Source organism: Aeromonas sp. HMWF014 (genome assembly GCF_963878295.1).
GTDB lineage: Bacteria > Pseudomonadota > Gammaproteobacteria > Enterobacterales > Aeromonadaceae > Aeromonas > Aeromonas popoffii.
The window spans coordinates 1-6,140 of record NZ_CAWNYS010000557.1; the positions used below are offsets into that span (position 1 = coordinate 1).

Annotated in this window: 3 protein-coding genes and 1 riboswitch; all 3 genes read left to right on the forward strand. The window is 62.3% G+C overall.

The window, feature by feature from the left end; genetic code table 11:
• The coding region (locus AAC083_RS21550) for a hybrid sensor histidine kinase/response regulator (protein WP_108535566.1) at positions 1-2,864 on the forward strand (2,864 nt) is incomplete at its 5' end.
• 173 nt (positions 2,865-3,037) lie between these two features.
• Positions 3,038-3,125, forward strand: a riboswitch (cyclic di-GMP riboswitch).
• A gap of 111 nt (positions 3,126-3,236) precedes the next feature.
• Positions 3,237-5,849: a glycosyl hydrolase family 18 protein gene (locus AAC083_RS21555; protein ID WP_108535567.1), complete on the forward strand. Its 2,613-nt coding sequence runs from the start codon at positions 3,237-3,239 to the stop codon at positions 5,847-5,849.
• Between the two features lie 75 nt (positions 5,850-5,924).
• Positions 5,925-6,140 (forward strand): carbohydrate-binding protein (locus AAC083_RS21560; RefSeq protein WP_258224569.1); only part of this gene is annotated, 216 nt, incomplete at its 3' end.

Below are 6,140 nucleotides of genomic sequence, written 5' to 3' on the forward strand. Positions count from 1 at the left end.
GGCTTATCCTGAGCAAGCCGAGCCAGGCCCGCACCCTGGTGGCCAGCGACTTTCTCGATGCCGTGGTGGCGGTGACGCCGGGTGGTTTGCTGGAGCTCACCATCTACACCCTGGTCGCCATGTGCGCCGTCATCTGCCTGCCGCGCCAGTTCCATGTGACTGTGGTGGAGAACAACCAGGGCCAGGATCTGCATTGGGCGCGCTGGCTGTTCCCGCTCTATCTGTTCGTGATGGGGCTCTTCGTCTGGCCGCTGGCGCTGGCGGGAAAACAGTGGGTGGGGGCCGACATGGCCTCGGATACCTATGTGATAAGCCTGCCTATGTCACTCGGTTTCGACGGCATGGCGATGCTGGCGTTTCTCGGCGGCACCTCGGCGGCCACCGGTATGGTGATCGTCTCTACCATAGCCCTGGCCATCATGGTCAGCAACGATCTGGTGCTGCCTGTGCTGCTGCGCCGCTTCTGGCAGCAGGGGCGGGACGAGCGGCTGGTGCGCCTGCTGCTGCAGGTGCGCCGGGGGGCCATCCTGCTGATCCTGCTGGCGGCCTGGGGGCTCTACCTCTGGCTTGGGGATCTCACCAGCCTGTCGCGCATCGGCTATCTGTCGTTCGGCGCCGTGGCCCAGTTCGCACCGGCCCTGCTGCTTGGCCTTTACTGGCGGCACGGCAATCGCAAGGGTGTCTATCTTGGCCTCGCCCGCGGGGTCAGCCTCTGGTTTGCGACCCTGCTGGCGGAGAGCGGCCTGCTGGCCGGCTCGCCGTTGGAAGCCCTGCTCGCGCCGCCGGACTGGCCTGCCTTCCGCGATCTGAGCCTGGGGGCCTGGTGCATCTTTCTGAGCCTCTTGCTCAACCTGCTCGGCTATGTGATGGGCTCCCTGTTGTCGCGGGCTGCGGTGAGTGAGCGGTTGCAGGCGGCCAACTTCGTCGGCAAGCCGAGCCGCGATACTGCGGCCCTCTATCAGGCGCGGGTCTCGGTCAGGGAGCTGGAGATGCTGGCGGCCCGCTTCGTCGGCTCGAGCCGGGTCAAGCGGGCCTTCGGTCGCTTCGCCGGCGAGCGGGGCGGCACACTGGCGCCCCAGATGCAGGCGTCGGCCGAACTTATTGCTCACACGGAGCGGCTGCTGGCGGGGGTGTTCGGCACCTCGTCCGCCCGGCTGGTGCTGGCCTCGGCCCTGCAGGGGCGTAACATGCAGCTGGAGGAGATAGCCACCATAGTGGACGAGGCCTCAGATGTGTTTCGCTTCAACCGCGGCCTGCTGCAGGGGGCCATAGAACACATGGGGCAGGGGATCTCGGTCGTGGACAGAGAGCTCAAGCTGGTGGCCTGGAACCGGCGCTATATAGATCTGTTTCACTATCCGCCGGGGCTTATTCAGGCAGGGCGTTCCATCGAGGAGATTATCCGTTACAACGCCGAGCAGGGGCTGTGCGGCCCGGGAGATATCGAGGCCCATGTGGCGCGGCGGGTCGCTTTCATGCTGCGTGGCAGCCCCCACATCTCGGCGCGGGAGCGACCCGATGGCCGGGTGATCGAGATGCAGGGCAACCCCATGCCAGCCGGCGGTTTCGTCATGACCTTTACCGACATTACCCCGTTTCGCGACGCCGAGCGGGTGCTGCGCGAAGCCAACGAACACCTGGAGGCGCGGGTGGCTGAACGCACTCACGAGCTCTCCGAACTCAACCGTCAGCTGCTGCTGGTGAACCAGCAGGTGGAGCGGGCCAACCACTCCAAAAGCCGCTTCCTGGCGGCGGTGAGCCACGATCTGACCCAGCCGCTCAACGCCGCCAGGCTGTTCACCTCTTCCTTGCTGGAGATGTTGCCGCCCCGGGATGAGACGGCCCGCATCGCCCGTCACATCGACGATGCGCTGGGAGCGACCGAGGATCTCATCACGGATCTGCTCGATATCTCGCGCCTCGAAGCAGGCAAGTTCAAGGCCAGGAAGCTGGATTTCGCCTTGCACGACGTGCTTGCCAACCTCAAGGCGGAGTTCGGGGTGCTGGCCCAGGCGGGGGGCATACAGTTCTCGGTGGTGGAGAGCAAGCTGGCCGTGTACAGCGATGTGCGCCTGCTGCGCCGGGTGCTGCAAAATTTCCTCACCAATGCGTTTCGCTACAACCCTGGCGGCCGTGTGTTGCTCGGTTGCCGCCGGATGGGGGATAAGGTGCGCATCGAGGTGTGGGATAACGGCCCCGGCATTCCGGCCGACAAGCAGGAGGCCATTTTCGACGAGTTCTCCCGTCTCGATCACTCCCGCACCGCCAAGGAGCAGGGATTGGGGCTGGGGCTCGCCATCGCTCGCGGTATCGCCCTGGTGCTGGGCCACAACCTGACCCTGCGCAGCTGGCCGGGGAGGGGATCCGTGTTTGCCATCACCCTCAACCTGGCGACCCGTCCTGTCGCAATGACGCAGGTGGCGGCACCCGCCCTGCGGGACAGCCAGCTGGAGGGGGTCCGGGTGCTCTGTATCGACAACGAGAGCGATATCCTCATCGCCATGCACTCCCTGCTGGGGCGCTGGGGCTGCGAGGTGGTCTGTGCCCAGAGCCTGGTTCAGGCCGAGGATCTCATCGCCGGTGGCTTCCTGCCGCAGCTGGTGCTGTCCGATTACCACCTGGATTATGGCAAGACAGGCTTGCAGGCGTTGCACATGCTGCGGCTCGCCCATGGCAACGACATCGGCGGCATCATCATCAGCGCGGATCGCAAGAGCGGGTTGCAGGCACAGATCCGTGAACACGGTTACGGCTACATCAGTAAACCGGTCAAACCGCTCAAGTTGCGGGCGCTGATGAACAGCATATTGCGGCCGGCCAAACTTGATGATGATCACGAAACAAGTAATTCGTCTTATTTTTAATCGCGACCTTAAGGGGACAGGAGTGGTGCTTTTTTGCTCAGTTAGGCACTGTTTCTTCCCTTTTAAGGCTCTTTATCGATCACATGTGGTCCATTAATAACCTGCCAGGGGTTTGTCCTTCCTCGTTTAACTCCTTATATTCAATTGGCGATTATTTTTTGTCGCAAATCAAGTTGTGCCAAAGGCAAACCGGACGAAAGTTCGGGACGCAAAGCTTCCGGTCTAAGGGTCAGCAGTACCTAAGATAGCGGGGCCACCACAGGTTGTTTCGCCCATGGGCCAAGCCATGGTGCGATGTTGTCTACGTGACCTGTCAGGTTGGCGTTGCCTTTTTCGTTGTTTATTCCAAGAACGAAATAAGGATATTCAACTATGTTAAGTCCAAAACCCTCATTACTGGCATTGTTGGTCGGGGGCTTGTGTGCCTCCTCCGCGTTCGCAGCCGCACCCGGCAAACCCACCATAGGCTGGGGCGAAACCAAGTTCGCCATCGTCGAAGTGGATCAAGCCGCCACCTCCTACAACAAGCTGGTGACTGTCCATAAGGATGGCGCCCAGGTCAGCGTGAGCTGGAACCTCTGGTCCGGTGACGTTGGCCAGACGGCCAAGGTGTTACTCGATGGCAAGGAGGTGTGGTCCGGTGCCGCATCCGCCGCCGGCACCGCCAATTTCAAGGTGACCAAGGGGGGCCGCTACCAGATGCAGGTGGCCCTGTGTAACGCCGACGGTTGCACCCTCTCCGACAAAAAAGCGATCCTGGTGGCGGACACAGACGGCAGCCACCTGGTGCCGCTCAAGGCACCGCTGCAGGAGAACAACAAGCCTTACGCCAACAAGTCCGGCAAGGTGGTGGGGGCCTACTACGTGGAGTGGGGTGTCTATGGTCGCAAGTTCACCGTGGACAAGGTTCCGGCCCAGAACCTGACTCACATACTCTACGGCTTTACTCCCATCTGCGGCGGCAATGGCATCAACGACAGCCTGAAAGAGATCGCGGGCAGTTTCGAGGCGCTGCAACGATCCTGCGCCGGGCGCGAGGATTTCAAGGTCTCCATCCACGATCCCTGGGCCGCTATCCAGATGGGGCAGGGCAATCTCACCGCCTATGATGAGCCCTACAAGGGCAACTTCGGCAACCTGATGGCGCTCAAGAAGGCCTATCCTGACCTGAAAATTCTCCCCTCCATCGGCGGGTGGACCCTCTCCGACCCCTTCTTCTTCTTCGGTGACAAGACCAAACGCGACACCTTCGTCGCTTCGGTGAAGGAGTATTTGCAGACCTGGAAATTCTTCGACGGGGTGGATATCGACTGGGAGTTCCCGGGGGGGCAGGGGGCCAACCCCAAACTGGGCAGCGCCTCCGATGGCGAGACTTATGTGCTGCTGATGAAGGAGCTGCGCGCCATGCTCGATGAGCTGAGCGCAGAGACGGGCCGCACCTACGAGCTCACCTCCGCCATCAGCGCCGGCGGTGACAAGATTGCCAAGGTGGACTATCGCGCTGCCCAGCAATACATGAATCATCTCTTCCTGATGAGCTACGACTTCAACGGTGCCTGGACCAACACAGGGCTGGGCCACCAGACCGCGCTCTATGAGGCGAGCTGGGATCCCAACACCAAGTACACCACCGACAAGGGGGTGAAGGCGCTGCTGGGCCAGGGCGTGGATCCGGGCAAAGTCGTGGTAGGCGCGGCCATGTATGGCCGTGGCTGGACCGGTGTCAGCGGCTATCAGGGCAACAACCCCTTCACCGGCACCGCCACCGGCCCGATTGCGGGCAGCGAGGCGGAAGGGATCTGGGAGAAGGGGGTCATCGATTATCGCGGCATCGCCAAGGGCAAGATGGCCGGGGACTGGCAGTACAGCTACGACGAGGCGGCCGAGGCGCCCTATGTGTTCAAGGCCTCCACCGGCGAGCTCATCACCTTCGATGACGAGCGTTCAGTCAAGGCCAAGGGGCAATATGTGCTGGCCAACCAGCTCGGCGGCATGTTCGCTTGGGAAATCGATGCCGACAATGGCGACATTCTCAATGCCATGCATGAGGGGCTGGGCAACGGGGAAGGCACAACACCGCCGGTCAACAAGCCGCCGGTGGCCAGTGCAGGCAATGATATCGCCGTGATGGGCCCGGCCGAGCTGGTGCTGGATGGTTCTGCTTCCCGCGATCCGGAAGGGGCCGTGCTGAACTACAGCTGGACCCAGATCTCCGGTCCCAAGGCGACCCTGAGCGATGCCAACCAGGCCAAGGCCAAGGTGAGCGTTGACGCGGTCAGCCAGGACGTGGATCTGGTGTTCGAACTGACGGTGACCGACGATCACAACCTCAGTGCCAAGGATCAGCTGGTAGTGACCAACAAGGCGCCGCAACCCAACCTGCCGCCTGTGGTGACGCTGCAGGACAAGGCCTCGGTAGAGGCCGGCAAGCAGGTGGCCATCACCGCCAACGCCAGCGATCCCAACGGCGACACCCTGAGCTATCAGTGGAGCGTCCCTGCCGGGTTGATCTCCAGCGGTCAGAACAGCAAGACCCTGGTGGTGACAGGCCCCAATGTGACCGTGGAGGCCGGTTATGACCTCACGGTCACCGTGACCGACGGCGCGCTGGATGCCCAGGCCAAGACCCGCCTCACCGTGACCCCGGTCAGCGGTGGCAGCGACTGCAATGCCACCGATCCCGATGCCGCCAACTGGCCTGCCTGGAAGGCCGCGACCACCTACAGCGGTGGCGAGAAGGTGAGCCACAACCAGCTGGTATGGCGCGCCAAGTATTGGAGCCGAGGCAATGAGCCCACCCCAGGGGCCGATCAGTGGCAGCTCGAGAGCAAGGTCGAGCTGGGCTGGGATACCGCAGCTGCCTATAACGGCGGCGATTTGGTCAATCACGGTGGTCGCCGCTGGCAGGCCAAATGGTGGAATCAGGGCAATGAGCCTGGCAAGTCCGGCGTCTGGCTTGATATCGGAGTCGCCAGCTGCCCATAAGGGGGCAGCCCCAGACATGATGGCGGGGCTGGTCTGGCCCCGTCCCTTTTCGAAGAAAACCGGAGAACAACAATAATGAACAGAAATCGTACGACACTTCTGCTTGCCAGCCTGATGCTGAGCGGACACCTCTGGGCGGCTGACGCCTACAACATCAATCAGGGTTACAGTGGCGGCAGCCAGGTCAGTTTCAACGGCAAGATCTATGAAGCCAAGTGGTATGCCAATCCGGGCCAGAGCCCGGCGCTGCAGGTCGCCAATGAATGGGACTCTCCGTGGGCCCTGTTGGGT

Coding starts and splice junctions, on each gene's coding strand:
- AAC083_RS21555 (WP_108535567.1), top strand. CDS start 3,237: ATGTTAAGTCCAAAACCCTCATTACTGGCATTGTTGGTCGGGGGCTTG.